This is a genomic window from Rhodanobacter ginsengisoli, assembly GCF_042657065.1.
Taxonomy (GTDB): Bacteria; Pseudomonadota; Gammaproteobacteria; order Xanthomonadales; family Rhodanobacteraceae; genus Rhodanobacter; species Rhodanobacter ginsengisoli.
This window is the reverse complement of the sequence record NZ_JBHSNF010000005.1, coordinates 125,146-142,270: the sequence shown is the minus strand read 5'-3', so window position 1 is coordinate 142,270 and position 17,125 is coordinate 125,146. Positions and strand designations below refer to the sequence as shown.

The following is a 17,125-nucleotide window of genomic DNA, read 5'->3' as shown; positions in this document are numbered from 1 at the left end:
GATCAGAACTCCATGATGTCGAATGGGGTAGGAACTCGATTTGGACTGAACGTCGTCACTGGGGCGGCTGGTTCTGTCGCTACCTGCCGCATAGGGAGCGCTTGCACGTTCTTGTCTCTTTCGACTTTCTTGTGTGACGCGCGATGCGCTTGGCGCGTGGCTTTCTGACTGGTGGCAACGAGTGCCTTGTTGGCGTCATGACCGGCGATGCGGTCGTCGATTCGCTGCTGAATGCTTCCCGTAGTGCGCTGCGCCGAACTTAGCTTTTGCCATTCGACCACTGACATCTGCGGCACGTCCGGACGTACACAGTTCACAATGATGACCTGGCCGAAAGGGTTGACGAAATACACGCGGCGAATGTCACGGGAATCGTATCGAATCGCATGCTTGGCGCCCTTGGCAACGTAGTCACGCAGTTCGTCCGACCAGTACCGCATGCCGTGCATGTTGATACCTACGCGACTGATGGGACGCTCGCAGTAGGGGAGAAAATCAACGAACAGACGCATACATTGCTGATCTGAGAGCTCACACGCCGGGGATGTTTCGGGAGAGCTCTTACTGCGCCATGCTTCAATCGGCGGCATGCCGATACCGCGATGCACTACCTGGTGGTAGTGCGCTGTGATTTCCGTAACCATCCACTGCCGAAATTCGGACAGGGTGAGACAGGCCCTTCCTTCGACGTCTTGACCATCTTTTGCTCGTACGTCTCGCTGCGTTGCGCCGGGGAGCATGCGCAAGCGTCCCATCATGGTCCCAATGAGACGTTCAATTATTCCGCCCCAGTGTGGACTACCCACGGGGCGGTATCGAAGTTCGATGCCATGCTCCTGGCAACCCCGCTTTACCGCAATACCGTGAAAGTCGTGGCCGTTGTCGGTAAGGATCGCTTCGATCTTTCCAGAACAAGGCCAATCCACGCCTAAAAGGTCAAAGTCGAGGTAGCGCGCCAACTGGTCTTTGGGAAGCACGATGGAAAGAATGCACATCGCGAGAGAGGAGCTGGTGGGCGCCTCGAACGAAATGTGGAATCCGACGATGCACCGCGTGGAGACAGAAATCGCGAAAGTGACCCAGGGCCTTCCAATAACCATGCGCCTCGTATCATCGGACACGAGGAGAATGTCGGCCAACGTGTGGTCTATTTCGATCAACTCCATAGGTCGCATTGCGAGCAGTGTTCCGGGTACCGGCTTGAACTTTTCCCGTGCTCGCTTGGCACCATGTCGCCTCTGCACTACGTATTCCGGCGCAATGGCGTTGAGGCGATTACGCACGGTTTTTTCGCAAGGGCATACCAGTCCTTGCTTCGCGCACTCCAATTCCAAGTGGTCCATGGCGACCCTGAGACTTGGTCGCTCTCGGGTCAAATAAGCCTTTTCTATGGCTTCGTGCAGTAATGCCTCACGTTGGACGCCGAGGTAACGACTTCCCTTTCGACGTCCTGGTTTTTGAGCCAAGAGAGCGGACACCTTTGGTTCTGTTTGGTACTCCCGACGAATTCGCCAGACCGTTCGTTCATCTACACCAAGAGACTGCGCGGCCATCGCCACCGCCTTGGTCTTGGCGCAAGCACCCTCGATTGCCCGGCACGCATCGGCTTTTTCAGCAGCTCTTTCCCACTTGTCGGCGTCGATAGCTGCCAACGGCAAGCCGCGATCGATTTCATCTAACGGTTCGAGAGGCGTCAGGTCAGACCTCGGCACAGTCCGTATTGCCTTTTCACCAGCAAGGCGGATCAGGACGTCAGGACTTGTGTCGGGGTTCTCTACGACTTCTCCGCTATGCCCGTTCCAAGCGACGGGTCGACCTTCCGCAAACAGAGCTTTAGTCGACATGGCTGCTCTCCCCGCTGCCACTGAAGTCCTTTTCAGTGATCACAACTAACGGCAGAGCCGTCGACAATGTGACGGCGGCTTGTCGCTCCATCAACTTGTACCGATAGCGATCGGCCTGCTGTTTCGTTTTTACCTCAATGAGGAAGCATTCCAGCTTTCCTGCGGTCTTGCAGGCGTACGCAACAAGAATGTCGGGCGTATAGCTGCGCCTCTCATGACCTGCGGTGTAGTGGATCGATACGGGTTGTGTGGCCACCGCGACGCACTCGGCGCATGAGGTGAGGGCCTTGAGCACTTTCCGCTCGAGCCGGCTTTCCACCGGAAGCAGTGCTTGGCCTGGCCACGTCGGCGCATAGCCGGTCGAGTGGCGGCCATGCGACAACGGTATCGAGCGCGACCACCAATCCAGATGTTTTATCGTGATGTCGGCATGGGAATCTTTGGCCAATGTCGAAGCACTTAGCAAGACGCGAGCGCGCTCGCGTAGAGCATTTTGGAGATCAAACTGCGTAGTGTTCATGATCACCTCTAATTAGTTAGAGGCGAGCCGGTTGCGCGCGAACATACCCCTTGAACGTCATTCAAAGGAGGTATACGCTAAACCTGTCGGTGTCCAAATCGACGGTTACAACGATCGCCCAGGCCGCAAACCTGGGCTTTCGCGTTTATGGGGCTCGCCAAACGGCGTCACCAAGAAGACGCTTATGGGTGTGTTGGTACCTCCCTTGTGGCAAAGATGGGCTTGCAACGAGCCTTTGACTGACTAAGGAGGCTTAGCAGTCGCCAGCAGACTTCACTCGTTAAAATGTAGGGCGTCGAAACGCCTGGCAGGGGTGTAAAGGGTTCATTCCGAAGACGAAGCCGCCATGCCGAAACCGCGTCTGCGATAAGCGCGTGGGCGTCTTGCAAGGGGATAGTCGGTCCCCGCTGCTCAAGTTGACATTGCACCCAATCAGCCGCGTCGCGAGATGTGTGGTCCACGCGGGGGAGGTAACCCTCCCGCGACGCGAAGCCATCCCACCACGAGCTAGGCATCTGTCGACTCCGTTGCGGGAGTGGCGTCCGTGGGGCTTCGCACGTACGCCGGGAGAATCGACTCCAACCAGCTCCTAACGTCGCTTGTCGCTGCAAACCACCCACGCCGCCCGGGAACCTGAAACATCGTGATCGGGAGCCGCCCCTCAAGCCGGGCGCGAGATAGCGCACTCGTGGACTCGAATCCCATCGCTCTCGCCGTTGCGGTTGAGCTAAGAAGGGCCGTGTTCGGCAAGTACAGCTCGGTGCGAGCGGAGACGCGATCTTTCGCCACTTAAACCCCCAAAGGCCGACAAGAGCATGTTTGATGCAGCTTACGCCTTAACTTACCGCATAACAACCATAAGTGATTGATTTTTCAAGTGATATATGTATGTCACGTCAAAATCGAGATGCGCCGGGCAACACTTTGAAATCCCTGTCATTGGGACTGGTGACTTTCAGTAGGCTGCACGCGATGCCTCCAGCGATAGCTGGTGAGAGCTGTCTTGGCGCTCTGGTCCCATAGAAGCGAGGTAGCCGCGAAGGGCGCAATCGACGAACAAACCCGCACACGTGCTCGATGCCAGAGCCGCATTCGGATCGTCTGTTAGCCTGAAAAATTTTGTGGCTGCCTTCGCTGGACACTGTGCAGCCGAGGCAGCGCTGTAACGCAGAATCCACAGCCCCTTGTGCGTCGTCGACGTATCTATTAGGGAACAAGATCCCTATCAGATCCTCGTCTAGATTTGTGCGTCGGCACCTCGTTGCCGATGCACGAACGGCCGATCAGGCGGACTTTAAGGTCGCTGGCCTTCGCAACGGGAAAGTCGATGTCGATCTGCGCAACCACGTGACGAAGTTGGTCGTCACATTTTCTGCAACGGTGGCAGAGCAGCTACAGCAAGCGACCGCGCGTGCTCGATTGCAGATTGAACAGCGCGACGACAGCAAAGAGAAGAGCTGATCCGGGGCGGAAAGTTGACCATGGTCAATGCACACAAAACACTTACGCTGAGCGACGTAAGAGTGGCGCCGATTGATGATCGACATGGCAGTCTGCCGGGCTTTATAAGTCTCTTCTTATGTGAGGAACTTGACCAGCGGCTAACACGGCAGCGCAACGATCGGCGAAGGCGATTGGCACCGCAAGCGCACCCAGATGCTGGGCGCGCGTCAAGCCAACGTAGAGCACGCGCTTGGCCTCTGCATCGGTGCGGGCTTCCCACGATTCAAACAGGGCTTCGCACCGGTTTTCAGGGGCACGATTGGGTGGAATCACGACGCATACGGAGCCGTACTCACGGCCTTTCGCCTCGTGAATCTTGGCGCATGTCAGGCCCAGATCGACCGGTATTTGAAGGTGGTTCGACCATTGCGCATTGGTTGGCTTCCGAAAAAAATTACGCACGGTCACGCCGGCCGGCAGCGGAAGGTTCAGTTGTTCGGCCTCCAGATGCACACGGGCTACCCAGGCGAGCCGATCAGCGTCGGAATTCCCACAGGCCTTGGGAAGGCTCATGAGGAAACTCAATGCACATCTCCGATGTGCACGCCGATCTAGGCCAACGCGTTCGACGGTGCGCAACAGATGCTCGTTCTCTTGGCGCAACTTCATTAGGTCTAGCAATAACGTCTCCACCGCCAGAACTACAGCTTCCCTCGTTCGCGCCGTTGCGGCAGGTGACCAGAACTCTGCCGTTTTGCGAGCGAGCGACTCGATCCGCGAGCTTCCGTTCGAATCGCTGGGAACAACCCCGGCGGCACGCTGTGCGACCTTGCCCGAATGCGCCAGGACGATCGCGTCCGTTGAATCCAAGCTAAGTTCAGCAATCCGATCAAGGAAAGCCCGCCCGATCGTCGCCGTCGGACTTCGACCGCCGTACGTCAGAAGCAAGACCGGATGCGAAACATCCGCGGTGTCGCCAACAGACTGATCCACCTGGCCACCGCCCCTGAGGGTGGCAGCTAGTCGGCAGACAGCAGGGCTGCTACGGAAATTGCCCGTTAACCCTAGATGCGAATCAACGAGATACGTTTCTTTGAATGCCTGGACACCCGCAGGATTGCCGTTGCGGAATTCGTAGATCGACTGGTCAGGGTCGCACACGAATGTGACATGCACGCCATGCGATCTGAGCCAAGAAAGGATCTGCAGATCGAGCGGATTGCAATCCTGGCCTTCGTCCACCATGACTTCATGGAAACGCGCCGCCAGTGCGCGGCATAGTGCTCCGCCATTCACGGGATCACGAATTAGCTGCAGCGTTTGAACCCGCGCATCGCCGGCGCTCAAATAGCCGGCCTGCAGCAAGCCACGTCGCCGGTGTGCCGCTGCCTGCTGATACCGGACTCGGTGCCGGAGGACATGATTGCGCAACCCGGTGTGTCCAATCCTCATCGGATCAATCACGTTGGTCTCCGGGTCGAACATGTCCAAGCTCACCGCGTCACCTTGGAAGGCATATTGTCCGGCCAACCGGATATTGACGTCCAGGCGATCCCAACCGTCGAGAATGATCGGCCGCATTGTGCTTGCAGATCCACAGACAGGCAGCACCACGAAATGTCGAACGAAAGCATCAAGCGTTCCCATAAAACTGGGATGCTTTAAGAGTGGGGCGAGCCCGGCAGCCTGACAGCGTTCTCGGAACTCATCGACGGCAGAGTTCGTGAACGAGAGTACCGCCACGCCTCGACGTTGTGGCAACGCGGCGGCGATTTTGACCAGGCGAGCAATGATCGTGCGGGTCTTTCCGGCACCGGGGCAAGCATGTACGAAGGCACCGCCGAGGTGTGTGGCGAATGCTTCCTGTTCTGCCGTCAGACCGTGAATCCCGGTCATGCTTGCGCAGCGCCACGAATCGCTTCATCGAGATAGCGCGGCACGACAAACGGCTCGCCCGCCGCAATACGTGAAGCGATGGCCTGCGCCAGATCACCCTTGCGGGTCTTCTTCGCCTCGATCAACTTGAGAAACGCGTCGGGACGATCCTGCACTGCGGTGCCCTCGATCCTATCCGTCCAATCGCGACGAGAGTTGCGATGCAGACGAAGAAATACACCCTTTAGAAAGGCTTCGTTCCCAGCACCGAAAATCTCGTGCTCTAGCGTGTGCTGATTCGTCAGTACCGCCAACGCCTGCGGCGCACCATGGGTCGCAGCGAGATTTTCCAGGTCGATCTTCCGATTCCCCAACACCGTTGGGTCCGCGTCGGTGATAACGACCAGTCGGTCAGCGATACGCGCATCGCCATGCGGTCGCAGCAACACCTCCACGTAGGGACGGAAGTCCACGCCCTCGATCGGCACGATGACCGTTCCCTTGAACCGGAGCCATCCATCGGCATCACCGGCGAGAACAAGCTTTTGTGCCAACACGGGCAACAGCAGCGCCTCAGCGATTCCTTCGACTAGGATGGCCCTGTTACCGAACAGCAGCGCGGAGCGGGTCACGTCTAAATAGCGACTGATCTTATCCAGCGTCTTTGGCTTGAGCCCGAGTTCAGCGATGGGCACGCTGACCGATTCCGAGATCGCCACCCCATTGTGATCGCGACGACGCGAACGCATGACCACCAGATGCACTGGAGAGACCCATGCCGTCAGGTTTGGTGAATGGGTTGTCACGACGATCTGGATGCGGCCTTCCGGCCTGCCCGCCTCGACGACACGATCCGCCGATTGGCGTGCCTTGTCCAACAGGAATTCGAGTGCCAGCACCTGTAGTTGAGGGTGCAGATGTGCTTCCGGTTCTTCGACGAGAAAGATCGTGAGGTCAGCTTCCTTGGCTTTTGCCAGTTCGACGACCACCGTGGCCATGTAGAGCAGATTGGAGTAGCCAAGACCAGAGGCCCGGATGTCTTCGGGCACAAGGCCGGAATCGGCCAGACGAAATCTCAAGTCGCGAGCGACATCGAGCAGGGTTTCGGCACCGAAGTCCAAAGTTGCCGTCTGCGGACGGACCCCATTAGTCAGCATCCCCAGGGCGTTACCGATCTCCGCGTTCATCGTCGTCAGGATGTCTGGCCTGGCGTCCGCGCGCCTGACGCCAGCAAGGAAGTTCTGTTCTTGATCCTTCGGCAGAAAATGGCGAAGCAGCGCCATGACACGTGTCCCGCTGCCCGTGCCAAGCGCCTGATGCGCGTCGCGCAAGGGCGGCAAGTAGACGTGTCGGATCAAGTCAGTGGAGCCGGCCTCCGGTTCATTGGTGTCGAAGCGTCCGGCCCAGACAGTGGCCTTGCCACGCGGTGCGCGCTCGGACCTCGACTCATACCGATAGCCGAAGACGGCTTCGTTCTTGGTGGGATCAGGGACCGCCGAGATCAGCAATCCTTTCAGTGTGTCGCCAAGTTCTCGGAAAACGCCTTCGATCTGGAAGTTCGGGACGGTCGCATGGCGTCGGACATCTTCATCTTCCGGATACCGCTCTCGGCGTCCGCTCAACGGCAAGGTGAGCAACCGAATTGCTTCTACAACGTTGGACTTGCCGCCATTGTTCTCCCCGACCAAAACGGTCAGATCGGGGCGGAGGCTGACGGTCACATTGTCGCAGGATCGGAAACGCGAAATTGTCAGACTGCCTAGGTGCATGATGCTTCCCTTTCCGGCTAAACAGGCTCGGATATATTTTTTGTGCAACTCTCCCAACACTCTATCGGTCGGCTTCCACGCCACGCCCTTGAAGAAGTGAGCAGTTCTCTAGATGCCCTCGCAGGTCTGTATTGCGCCGTCGTTCTGAAGCGAGCGCCCAGTCGAGAACCCTTCCAAAGAAGACATATCTCATTTCCCGTTGTGCAGACGGCGCAGAAATGTCCGGCCTGTGATAAGCGCGAGATGCAACCGAAACGTGCTGTGGTCCTCATCCGAAAGCCCTGGATGCGATCCGTCGGTGTGCAGCATCTTGAACAGCCCATTGATGTAATTCTTGCCATCAGTCGTCCACTCGTTCCTGTCCATCGACAGGAATCCGTGCGTTGCCAAGAGTACGCGACGATTTTCAGACGAAGGCTGTTGCAAAGCTTTTTCGGGCTCTATCCGCAACGCGATATCACTGAGAAGTGCTTCCAAAAAACTGCGCGTCTGGCTGTTCGCAGCCGCCCAATCGCCCCGCGTATGCGCTTCAATCGCCTGGTTAAGGTGCCCCATGGGCACGATAAAGTTGAAGTGCTTCAGGAGCTGATGCACTTCGTCGTCGGCCACTGGCAGATCTACCTCTTCGGGCAGAGCTGCGCGCAGTAAAGGCGCACGCGAGCCGTCGTCCCACGACACAACATAGCCATCGAGAGCCAAGCCGCGAAGGAACGAAGCCTGCTCAGGTTTTCCGTATGCGGGAACACTTATCTCGACCGCAATGCGTACAGCTGCCTCGGCCAGCGTCATCTGCCCGTTCACTGTAGTTACGATCTGGGTGGCGTGCCGTGTGATCGCTTGCGCAAGTAGAGCGCTTTTGGCTGTCACGCTTTTAGGCGAGGCCAGCGCAATGTCGTTGTCGAGTTCAAGGCGAACAATCAGCTGGTCAAACTTGGCCTGCGTCAAGGCCGCTCCCAAGAACTCGATGGCGGCGACGATCGTGGGGCGGGTGAACGGATAGGCCTTCATCGGGATCTTGCTCAACCGAACCGAATGCCAAACAGCCCACCGTCTTCGGTGGCATCAGTCAGGCGCGTTGGAAGCACATGATCATTTAGATCGAATCCCTCAATGGTTTCTTTGAAGGCGTCGTCTTCGTTCATCGTCACGATGTACTGAAAGCCAAGTTCCTGAGAAATCTCCGAACCAAGACGCAAGGCGCTGATCACCTGTCGGCCGTCAACACCGTCGAACAGGTGGCTGTCATGGATCAAAAAGCCGGGTCCTATCTGCCGCTTGTGGCACAAGCGCATAAGCATCATGTCGAAGCAGAAGATCTGCATGCTCTTGATGCCCTTGCTGCGTTGACCCTGCATCGGAAACTTGAACATCGGGCCATTGGAGGTTTCGTCGACGGTCATGCTGCCGGCCGACTCGTAGAGTCGTTGCGACGTTTCCTCGAAGGCAACGATGGCTTCGGCCAGCCGATCCTTCTGCTCGGCAAAATCGCGCCGCAGCCGGATCGTGAGCCGGTTGCGCTCGATCTCCAACTCGTTCTTCGTACCTTCGAGCTGCTCGGCCGCTTCGAAACGCTGCCGTAGGGATTCCACTTCCGATTCCAGGCGGCCTAACTCCCCCTGCAGCTTGAGGAACTGGTCCAGTGCACCGTGGCTCCTGAGGATGCCCATGATTTCCGCACGTCGCTGGTCGAGTTGCGCTTTCTGACTGTCGCGCAACTCGATGCGGAGCTGCGCTGCTTCGAGTTCGCTGGACAGATAGTCCTTGCGATTGCGCACGACCGATTGATGAAAGCTCTTCACATCCTCATAACGGCGCTTCACGAGGCCTGGAAGTGCAACGCCGGCTTCCTGATAGATCGCTTGCAGGTCTTCCAAGTCAGGCGGAATCTCGGAGACCAACGCACCTTCGAGGTCATGGATGGCCGTGAAGTCTATGGTGTTGGCATTGGCCAGTTCATTGAGCTGGCGTGTCAGCTTGGCGCTTTCGACTTCCAGTTCCCGGTACTCAGGCAATACCTGGAAGGTTTCGATTTCCGAATAGAGTTTCTTGAGACGAGCTTCCTGCAGGGTCAACTGCGTACGCAAGTCAGCGGCCTTGCCGATGATCGAACCGAACGCTCCCGTACCCGCCGCCTTCTTCAGTTCTTCCAAGGTCTTTTCACGATCGCGAACCGCTTGCCAGTCGCGCGCAATCTGCCAGTCCAACCCAAAGAGGAACATCAGCGCCATTTGCATGTCGCCCGTTCCCTGCATTGTGGCCTGCTTCTCCGGCGTCGTGAATGCACCACTCATCTGGCGACGCACAAAGTAAGCGAACAGTGACCGGAACGAAGGGGGCTTGCTGCCTGTGGCTTCAAGGCTGCTCAAGCCGAACATCTCCTCACCGAGGAACGCGACCCAATCGGTTGCCGACAGTTTGCGTTTGGCCGCCGGTGGCGTTGTTACATAGATCTTGGCTTTGGCACTACCGCTGCGCTCGACGACGGTACGCGCATCCTTCAAATCGAAGTCCATGCCGAAGGTGTATTCGGCCAACTCTGGCGTGCGGAAGATGGAATCGGGGCCGGCTTCCGAGCCGGTCAGAAAATGAACTGTTTCAATGAAACTCGTTTTACCTGCGCGATTGCGCGTTTGCTTACTACTTGCACCTTCGGTTTTTTGGGCCAACAGCACGTTCAGACCCGGCTTTAGATCGCCGAGATTCTTGAAGGTGGGCAGCGTGCTGAAAAGGTTGTGGATCAAACTTCCCTCCGTGCCACAAGGCCGTTTTCAAGTTCGATGGTTCCAATGGAATACAGCAGGTCCAGCGCAAGCACGAACCAGTCATAGGTGATTCGTCGAGGGCGCGCGGTACCCAGCCCTTGTTCCTGTCGGTTTAATTCCTCCCACAACGCGGAAACCGTTTTGGGACGCGCGAGAAAAGTCAGAACATGACCGCCCACGGTGAGCAGCGCTCGATCTTGCGGGAGATGCTTGGACGGCAGGATCATGTTGACCTCACCGCCTGGGCATCTTCGAATATTTCGCACTTGTCGAACAGATAGGCCATGACCGCCAGCACCGCCGCCTTGTGGGTAGGTGTCGTGTTTACGACTCCCCCCGCCCAGGTCTCAAGACGGCCGAAAATTTCGTCAGGATGAAGCGGGGGCACCGTATCTCTCAGAGCCACGTACTGGCTCTTGAATGCGGACGCAATTTGCTCGCCATAAACGGGGTTCTTCCAGCTATCGAAGAACTGCATCACCAACGGCGATTTCTGCATCCCAATCTTCAAAAAATCGGCGACTGCTGCAGACAGAAGATTTGCCTCGATTTTCCCCCGCGAGACATCCTTGACTTCACACGTCGTTGGCGCGGGAGCAACGTTGATGTGCGTGAGTACGGCCATCAAATCGCTATAGCCCAGATTGACGTTTGCTTCCATGGTCAGCGAGGGGCCGAACCAGGATTCCAGGTCTTGCAGATTGAGCTGGCGAAACTTCGACAGCATTTCATCCCAACCACAGTGGCCAATCTTGATCTTCGGGTTTTCTTGCGCGAGCTTGGCCAGCGCTTCGATGATGTGTGGACCTAAGCGCCCATCGGGGGCGTTATGGACAAAGGTCCACTCATCAAAATATTTCTCCCAATGCTCTTTTGCGCCTTCGAAATCCTCATTGATCTTTTTGATGGCTTCAGCAGCACTCAACTCATTTGGTGCATAGCTTTGAAACAGCGTACGAGTCGAAGGCAGGTATCCGTCATTCTTCCGGTCGCCGACATTGCCCCAGGGGCGGCAGGCCATGAAATCGTTCGGGTGGGCCTTCGCCATTAGTTTTTCAAAAAGGTGCTGAAATCCGTCCCCCTTGGCTTCAAGGAAGATGATGCGGAAATCTTTTTCGTAGCCGAGTTGTTGTATGCGATCCATGCGGTTCAGGGCCATGACTGGTTGAGTGTTTTCAGGCACAACCTCATGGCGTCTTACGATCCGAATGGGGAAGGACGCGATTGACGTCAAATGGCAGCGCTTTGTCCGCTGCGATGCGGATTAGCAGCATACGGATGGCATCCGAAACGGACAGTCCCATCTCGGCAAGGACGCTGCTCGCCTCTTCTTTGATATGCCCGTCTATCCGGGCACGAACGACGTCAGTGCTAGCCATTTCATATGCTCAGAGGCGGGTGTAGCTACATTGTGGCTCACTTGGGCTTTTAAGTCATTTACTTTTTGTCACGAGTGGCATTACATCCCGGCGTGCCGCCGTCGGGCTCGCGAGCGTTGCCCGCACCCCGTGCAGATCCTTGTAGCGCCAAGCTTTGCTGGGCTTTTCGCGGACTTCGCCACTGAAGGGTCCGACTGTCCGGAGATTGCAGTGTCGGCAGGCTCGTCGCAACCGGTGCGGCTGCGATCAGGCTGGCGAAGAGGGGCTGTCTTGGCCAGGTTGTAGAGGCGAGGCGCGCCATGACATCAGGCGGTGCGCCCCTTGATCCACCTAATCGCGATCTTTGTCGTCGTAGTTCTCGCTACGCACGACAACAATCGCAATCAAGGCCAGCAACCCGAACCCAATTCCGTAGAACAAGTACTGCATTAATTTATCCTTTGGTCGGCATCCCATAGCCCCAACATTTCACGGCCGTTGAGACCGGTTTGTTTTGCCCCTCTGATCAGCATGTCGCAAAGCGCGCCTAGGGCCCACTGTCCCTAAGCTAGATTCAACTGCGCACTGATAACCCCTATTTGAGCATGATCGGGTACCGCGGCCTTTCGTGACTGGAGCGGCGTTCGCCGCTATTTGGCGTCAGTTGGCAACAATTGGGAGCTTATTGGCGTCAGTTGGCACCAGTGCGATCCTTAGCTCGGCAAAAATTTGGTTCTCAGTCATAGCTTTATTTGAACTGACAGCAATAAGGGCAGCCGACATCTCGTTCATGCCAGCTCGCCCCAATAATCCTGGTTGACGCGGACCGGACCGCCCTGGAAGAAGCCCGCTCGACTGTTCAGGTGACTGGCTGCAACGAAGCATGAACCTTGCCAGAGAGCGTATCGGCGGGACTCGGCCCGACTGTAGGCAAGCCCTCCCGATCGCCGGAAAACGGCGCGCCCCGCGCCCCGCGCCCCGCGCCCCGCGGCCTTGCGCGACATACGCGAATTCGCTGCCGACCGACCAACTCCAGGCAAGGACGCGCTCCGCTCACTGGCGGTCATTTCTGCCGGGCGACCATGATTCGTCGCAAATGGACGCCCGATGCGTTCAGCAGCAGCGTCCACCGGGGACGGAATACGCAAGGCCGCCCGATATCGCCCCCTGCCCCGGCCGACATCCATGGGTTTCGTCGGGCGCGGTCGCGGAAGGGCGCAGCGCGAGACACAGGCCGAAATTTTCCTGCCGGTTGCTGCGCCGCCACAGCGACGGATCACGGCATGGCTTGCCGACAACTGGCGCAGGTTCGGCGATTTGCCGGCGGTCCCTTCAATGCCTCGACCAGAGCCTCCCGCAATGCAGCAGAACCCTCGCTTTACAGGCACTTTACAAGTCTCGATGAAAACGTTTACGTTGGCGCCACTAAAGGGTTTCGGAGCCTTCGGGCAATCTCCATATGGCGGCAGCAACCATCAAAGATGTGGCGCGCGAAGCCAAGGTGTCCGTGGCTTCCGTTTCGCGGGCCATGAACGGCGGCAGCGGCGTGACCGCGGAGACCAGTCTGCGTATCCAGCAGGCCGCCGACCGCCTGCACTACATCCCGCACGCCGCCGCACGCATGCTGATCACCCGGCGCACCAACACGATCGGGGCGTTGCTGCCCGACCTGTATGGCGAGTTCTTCTCCGAGCTGATTCGCGGCATTGACCTGGCCGCCCGCGCCCGCGGCCTGCACCTGCTGGTCTCCAGTTCGCACGACGGGCTCGACGAAGCGGCGGCAGCCGTGCGCTCGATGCAGGGCCGCGTCGATGGGCTGCTGATCCTGTCCGGACGCGTCGATGCCGCTTTCCTTCGCGCCAACCTGCCCAAGACCTTGCCGGTCGTGCTGCTCAACAGCGCGGTGAAAAGTGCGGCGTACAGCGTGCTCAATGTCGACAACCACGCCGGCGCCAGCGCGATGGTCCGGCACCTGCTCAAGGCCGGCCATGCCAACGTGGCATTCATCGCCGGCCCGGAAGGCAATTTCGACGCGGCACAGCGCGACAAGGGCTACCGCGCGGCGATGACCAGATACGCACCGGACGCGCCGATCAATATCGTCCCGGGCGATTTCAGCGAGGAGTCCGGCTACCGCGCCGGCCGCGAACTGCTGGCGCAAAAGCACCGCCCGGATGCCGTGTTCGCCGCGAACGACATGATGGCCGTCGGCTGCCTGACCGCATTCAAGGAGGCCGGCCTGCGCGTGCCGCAGGACATCGCGCTGGCCGGTTTCGATGACATTCCGATCGCGCGCTATGTCAGCCCCACGCTGAGCACGGTGCGCGTCCGCATCGTGGATCTGGGCCGCCACGCACTGGAGCACCTGGCCGGGCTGCTGGAAAACCCCGATCAGTCACCCGCAACCGCGCAAACGCTCGGCTGCGAAATCGTCGTCCGCGAATCGTGCGGCGCAAGCACTACCTGAGCGTCATTCAAACAACAGCGATCGCCGATCGCAGGTCAAATTTGCCGGGGAGGGTCATCATGAAAACGTCGTTGCATCTAAGAAAGAAATTGCTTGCCAGCGTCATCGGTGCGTCGGTTGTGGCCATTGCGGTTGCTCCGACGGTCTCCTGGGCGCAGACGGCCAACGCCACCTTGCGCGGCAGGGCCCCGGTCAACACCGCGGTGACCGCCAGGAACATCGCCACCGGCGTCACGCGCCGCACCACGTCCTCCGCTGACGGCAGCTATGCGCTGGTCGGCCTGCCGCCGGGCACCTACCGGATCGACGCCGGTCCCGGTACCGAGAAGATCGTCACCTTGACGGTGGCATCCACCGCGACACTCGATCTCGCCGCTGCCGCGCCCGCTGCCGCGGGCCCGGTCACCACACTCACCGGCGTGACCGTCTCGGCCACCACCCTGGCCGAGGTGAAAACCTCCGAAGTGGGCGCGACGATTTCGCAGCATCAGATCGAGACGATCCCGCAGGTGTCGCGCAACTTCCTCGAGTTTGCCGATACCGTGCCGGGCATGGTCTTCAACGTGGACTCGTCGGGTCATACGTCCTTGACCGGCGGTGCTCAGAACGCCAGCAGTGTAAACGTTTACATCGACGGTGTCGGCCAGAAAAGCTACGTCAAGCAAGGCGGCGTCAGCGGCCAGTTCGCCAGTCAGGGCAATCCGTTCCCGCAGCTGGCGATCGGCCAGTACAAGGTGATCACCTCGAACTACAAGGCCGAGTACGACCAGATCTCCAGCGCCGCGGTGACCGCCGACACCAAGTCCGGCACGAACCAGTTCCACGGCGAGGTGTTCGGCACGTACACCAACGACAGCCTGCGCGCCAAGACGCCTGCGGAAGAGGCGCAGAACAAGAAGGCCAAGTCGCACGAGAAGGAATACGGCTTCGCCGTCGGTGGCCCGATCATCCAGGACAAGATGCACTTCTTCTTTACCTATGAGGCCAAGAAGTTCAACACCCCGATCACCGTGGTGCCGGGCGTCACCGGTGTCACCAGTCTCCTGCCGTCCGACGTGGCGGCACAGGCCGGCCCGTCGAACCTGCCGTTTACCGAGGATCTGTACTTCGGCAAGATCGACTGGGAGCCGACCGATCGCGACCGCTTCGAACTGAGTGGCCAGGTCCGCAAGGAAGACCAGTACGACAATATCGGCGGCGTCACCGCACCACCCGCCGGCATCGACGTCATCAACAACGACACGCGCATCGCCTTGCGCTGGCAGCACAGCGGCGATGCGTATTTCAACGAGCTGCTGTACACCCACGAGAAGTCCTACAACAACCCCACCTCGCTGGGCAGCGGCGACGGCGCGGTCTATACCTATGACCCGCAGCAGGATGCGACGATCCTGATCACCGGTGCGGCCAACGCCCTGGCAACCCAGAAAAAGGGCCAGAGCGGTCCCGCGCTGCAGGACGACCTGACCTTCAACGACCTCGAGTGGCATGGCGACCACGTCGTCAAGATGGGTATCAAGTACAAGGCGGTGGATCTGAACGCCCAGGACGCCGGCACCAGCAATGCGCAGTTCTATTACAACGTCGACGCCAGCGGTTCCTCGGCCACCCCGTACAAGGCGTTCTTCCCGAACCCGGTGCCCGGGCTGAGCCCGGTGGCGAAGTCGTCGGACAAGCAGCTCGGCATGTATATCCAGGACGACTGGGCGGTCAACGACAAGCTGACCCTGAATCTAGGCGTGCGCTGGGACTATGAGCGGAATCCGTCCTATCTCAACTACGTGACGCCGGCCAACGTGGTGGCCGCACTGAATGGCCCGAATCCGGATCCGAATGCCCCGGCCGGACAGACCTATGCCCAGGCACTGGCCCTGGGTGGCATCAACGTCAACGACTACATCAGCACCGGCCACAACCGCAAGGCGCAGAAGAACGAGTTCCAGCCGCGCCTGGGCTTCTCCTATGACCTGAACGGTGACGAGCAGCACGTGATCTTCGGCGGTGCCGGCCGCGCCTACGATCGCGATCTGTACGACTACCTGCAGCTGGAGCAGACGAAGGCTTCCCTGCCGGAGTCCACCGTGTACTTCCAGGATCCGGCGACCGGGCAATGCCACAACGGCGGCACGCCATGCTTCGCCTGGGATCCGAAATACCTGAATAACCTGGGCAACCTGCAGGCCTTGCTCGCGACCACCAACGCGGGTCAGGAAGTCGATGCGATCAACAACCACCTGAAGGCGCCATACTCCGACCAGTTCAGCCTCGGCATGCGCAACAAGGTCGGAGACTGGAATACCAGCGCGGCCGTGGCCCGCATCGTCAGCCACGATGGCTTCGTGTTCACCCTGGGCAACCGCTACCCCAACGGCGCGTTCTTCCAGAACAACAGCCAGCCGTGGGGCAACGGCGTGCCAGGCTTCGGCGCGTTGATCATAGGCAACAACGGCATCGAGACGCGCACCACCCAATTGCTGCTGTCGGCCGAGAAGCCCTACACCAAGGATTCCGGCTGGGCCGCGACGTTCGCCTATACCTACACCAAGGCGACCCAGAACCGCGACATCAACGAGCACTACTCGTTCGACGAGGCGACGATCCATCAATACCCGTTCATCGACTCCAATGCCGCGTCCAAGCACCGTTTCGTCGCCACCGGCACGATCGATATCCCCTGGGGCATCACCTTATCGGCCAAGCTCACCCTGGCCACGCCGATTCCCCACAACGACATCGCCTGCTACGGCGCCACGTATCCCACCGGCAGCGCCTGTACGCCGATCGCGGCCACCCCGGGCGGCAATGGCAAGTTCCTGCTCGGTGGCAAGGTGTTCGGTTACCGCGACGTCGACTTCCAGGCGACCAAGGACTTCGACATCGGCTACGGCATGACGCTGTATGGCCGCTTCGACCTGCTCAATGCGTTCAACTTCAGGAACTACACCGACGTGCTGGTGAACTGGGGCTCCAACGGAGTGCTGAATTCGAACCCGGTGGTCTACAACCCGACCGGCAACATCACCTTCGTACCACGCACGATCAAGTTCACCGTGGGCATGAAATTCTGACACCACGGCGCCAAATGGA

General features: G+C 58.9%; 12 protein-coding genes. 2 read left to right on the top strand and 10 right to left on the bottom strand.

Annotated features, from left to right (window positions below; all coding sequences use genetic code 11):
• Nucleotides 1-2: 2 nt before the first annotated feature.
• The 10 genes from ACFPPA_RS18145 to ACFPPA_RS18100 form a co-directional block, all read right to left on the bottom strand.
• Nucleotides 3-1,844 (bottom strand): Mu transposase C-terminal domain-containing protein, encoded by a 1,842-nt coding sequence (locus ACFPPA_RS18145; protein ID WP_377322490.1) that lies wholly within the window; start codon nucleotides 1,842-1,844, stop codon nucleotides 3-5.
• Nucleotides 1,834-2,364, bottom strand: a complete 531-nt coding sequence (locus ACFPPA_RS18140) for a Tn7 transposase TnsA N-terminal domain-containing protein (RefSeq protein ID WP_377322488.1) — start codon at nucleotides 2,362-2,364, stop codon at nucleotides 1,834-1,836. The genes ACFPPA_RS18145 and ACFPPA_RS18140 overlap by 11 nt, the downstream gene beginning before the upstream one ends.
• A gap of 1,563 nt (nucleotides 2,365-3,927) precedes the next feature.
• Entirely contained in the window at nucleotides 3,928-5,703 is a 1,776-nt protein-coding gene (locus ACFPPA_RS18135) for a UvrD-helicase domain-containing protein (RefSeq protein WP_377322486.1), read from the bottom strand.
• Entirely contained in the window at nucleotides 5,700-7,508 is a 1,809-nt protein-coding gene (locus tag ACFPPA_RS18130; RefSeq protein ID WP_377322484.1) for an ATP-dependent nuclease, read from the bottom strand. The genes ACFPPA_RS18135 and ACFPPA_RS18130 overlap by 4 nt, the downstream gene beginning before the upstream one ends.
• Nucleotides 7,509-7,640: 132 nt before the next feature.
• Nucleotides 7,641-8,459: a hypothetical protein gene (locus ACFPPA_RS18125; protein ID WP_377322482.1), complete on the bottom strand. Its 819-nt coding sequence runs from the start codon at nucleotides 8,457-8,459 to the stop codon at nucleotides 7,641-7,643.
• Nucleotides 8,460-8,470: 11 nt separating this feature from the next.
• The gene (locus tag ACFPPA_RS18120) at nucleotides 8,471-10,192 is read right to left on the bottom strand and encodes an ABC-three component system protein (RefSeq protein WP_377322480.1); all 1,722 of its coding nucleotides are present in this window, start codon (nucleotides 10,190-10,192) and stop codon (nucleotides 8,471-8,473) included.
• Nucleotides 10,189-10,440, bottom strand: a complete 252-nt coding sequence (locus ACFPPA_RS18115; protein ID WP_377322478.1) for an ABC-three component system middle component 6 — start codon at nucleotides 10,438-10,440, stop codon at nucleotides 10,189-10,191. The genes ACFPPA_RS18120 and ACFPPA_RS18115 overlap by 4 nt, the downstream gene beginning before the upstream one ends.
• Nucleotides 10,437-11,372 (bottom strand): ABC-three component system protein, encoded by a 936-nt coding sequence (locus tag ACFPPA_RS18110; RefSeq protein WP_465269308.1) that lies wholly within the window; start codon nucleotides 11,370-11,372, stop codon nucleotides 10,437-10,439. The genes ACFPPA_RS18115 and ACFPPA_RS18110 overlap by 4 nt, the downstream gene beginning before the upstream one ends.
• A gap of 28 nt (nucleotides 11,373-11,400) precedes the next feature.
• Nucleotides 11,401-11,592 carry a type II toxin-antitoxin system RelB/DinJ family antitoxin gene (locus tag ACFPPA_RS18105; RefSeq protein WP_377322476.1) on the bottom strand — a complete coding sequence of 64 codons (192 nt, stop codon included), beginning with the start codon at nucleotides 11,590-11,592 and terminating at the stop codon, nucleotides 11,401-11,403.
• 639 nt (nucleotides 11,593-12,231) lie between these two features.
• On the bottom strand, nucleotides 12,232-12,363 hold the full coding sequence (locus ACFPPA_RS18100) for a hypothetical protein (RefSeq protein WP_377322475.1): 132 nt from the start codon (nucleotides 12,361-12,363) through the stop codon (nucleotides 12,232-12,234).
• A gap of 667 nt (nucleotides 12,364-13,030) precedes the next feature.
• Between ACFPPA_RS18100 and ACFPPA_RS18095 the strand changes: the two genes are divergently transcribed.
• Nucleotides 13,031-14,038: a LacI family DNA-binding transcriptional regulator gene (locus tag ACFPPA_RS18095; protein WP_377322473.1), complete on the top strand. Its 1,008-nt coding sequence runs from the start codon at nucleotides 13,031-13,033 to the stop codon at nucleotides 14,036-14,038.
• A 59-nt stretch (nucleotides 14,039-14,097) separates the two neighbouring features.
• Nucleotides 14,098-17,106, top strand: coding sequence for a TonB-dependent receptor (locus ACFPPA_RS18090; protein ID WP_377322471.1), 3,009 nt, complete (start codon nucleotides 14,098-14,100; stop codon nucleotides 17,104-17,106).
• The last annotated feature ends 19 nt before the right edge of the window (nucleotides 17,107-17,125 follow it).

Coding starts and splice junctions, on each gene's coding strand:
- ACFPPA_RS18110 (WP_465269308.1), bottom strand. CDS start 11,372: ATGGCCCTGAACCGCATGGATCGCATACAACAACTCGGCTACGAAAAA.
- ACFPPA_RS18140 (WP_377322488.1), bottom strand. CDS start 2,364: ATGAACACTACGCAGTTTGATCTCCAAAATGCTCTACGCGAGCGCGCT.
- ACFPPA_RS18145 (WP_377322490.1), bottom strand. CDS start 1,844: ATGTCGACTAAAGCTCTGTTTGCGGAAGGTCGACCCGTCGCTTGGAAC.
- ACFPPA_RS18100 (WP_377322475.1), bottom strand. CDS start 12,363: ATGAACGAGATGTCGGCTGCCCTTATTGCTGTCAGTTCAAATAAAGCT.
- ACFPPA_RS18125 (WP_377322482.1), bottom strand. CDS start 8,459: ATGAAGGCCTATCCGTTCACCCGCCCCACGATCGTCGCCGCCATCGAG.
- ACFPPA_RS18090 (WP_377322471.1), top strand. CDS start 14,098: ATGAAAACGTCGTTGCATCTAAGAAAGAAATTGCTTGCCAGCGTCATC.
- ACFPPA_RS18115 (WP_377322478.1), bottom strand. CDS start 10,440: ATGATCCTGCCGTCCAAGCATCTCCCGCAAGATCGAGCGCTGCTCACC.
- ACFPPA_RS18135 (WP_377322486.1), bottom strand. CDS start 5,703: ATGACCGGGATTCACGGTCTGACGGCAGAACAGGAAGCATTCGCCACA.
- ACFPPA_RS18105 (WP_377322476.1), bottom strand. CDS start 11,592: ATGGCTAGCACTGACGTCGTTCGTGCCCGGATAGACGGGCATATCAAA.
- ACFPPA_RS18095 (WP_377322473.1), top strand. CDS start 13,031: ATGGCGGCAGCAACCATCAAAGATGTGGCGCGCGAAGCCAAGGTGTCC.